The following is a 1,095-nucleotide window of genomic DNA, read 5'->3' on the forward strand; positions in this document are numbered from 1 at the left end:
GGGTGCGTAGGATTCCGGGGCGTGCGGGTTCTTCTTGTAGGTGGTGGGGGGCGCGAGCACGCGCTCGCGCTCGGACTGGCTGCCGATTCGTCCGTCGAGCGGCTGATCGCCGCGCCGGGGAACCCGGGCATCGGGGCCGTGGCGGAGCTGCGGGAGGTGGCGGTCACCGATCCCGCCGCCGTCGCCGCGCTGGCCGTGGAGACGGCCGCCGACCTGGTGGTGATCGGCCCCGAGGCGCCGCTGGTGGCCGGGGTCGCCGACGCGGTACGCGCCAAGGGCATCCCCGCGTTCGGTCCGTCCGCCGAGGCGGCCCGGCTGGAGGGCTCCAAGACGTTCGCCAAGGACGTCATGCTGGCCGCCGGCGTGCCGACCGCCCGGGCGTTCACCTGCACCGAGGCCGAGAGCGCGGCTGCTGCCCTGGACGAGTTCGGGCCGCCGTACGTGGTGAAGAACGACGGGCTCGCCGCAGGCAAGGGTGTCGTCGTCACGGCGGACCGGGCCGTGGCGCTGAAGCACGCCGAGGAGTGCGGCCGGGTGGTGATCGAGGAGTACCTCGACGGCCCCGAGGTCTCGCTCTTCGTGGTCACCGACGGGGAAGCCGCGCTGCCGCTGCTCCCCGCGCAGGACTTCAAGCGGGTCGGCGACGGCGACACCGGCCCGAACACCGGCGGCATGGGGGCGTACGCGCCGCTGCCCTGGGCACCGCCGGGCCTGGTCGACGAGGTGATGCGCGACGTCGTGCACCCGACCCTCGCCGAGATGCGCCACCGGGGCACGCCCTTCGCCGGGCTGCTCTACGTCGGTCTGGCGATCACCTCCGCCGGGCCCCGGGTGATCGAGTTCAACGCCCGGTTCGGCGACCCGGAGACCCAGGTCGTACTGGCGCTGCTGGAGACGCCGCTGGCCGGGCTGCTGCACGCCGCCGCCACCGGCACGCTGGCCGCGCACCCGCCGCTGCGCTGGCGGGACGGCGCGGCGGTGACCGTAGTGGTGGCGGCCGAGGGCTACCCGGCCGCGCCGCGCACCGGCGACGTGATCACCGGCGCGGAGCGTCCGGGCGTCATCCACGCCGGCACCGCCCGCCGGGCCGCCGAC

At 75.9% G+C, this 1,095-nt stretch carries 1 protein-coding gene; it reads left to right on the forward strand.

Going from position 1 to position 1,095, the window contains the following annotated elements; genetic code table 11:
- Positions 1–21 precede the first annotated feature (21 nt).
- Positions 22–1,095 (forward strand): phosphoribosylamine--glycine ligase (gene purD / locus DKL51_RS33010; RefSeq protein WP_124813216.1); only part of this gene is annotated, 1,074 nt, incomplete at its 3' end.

The sequence above is a fragment of the Micromonospora globispora genome, from assembly GCF_003857015.1.
In the GTDB taxonomy this organism is placed as follows: domain Bacteria; phylum Actinomycetota; class Actinomycetes; order Mycobacteriales; family Micromonosporaceae; genus Micromonospora; species Micromonospora globispora.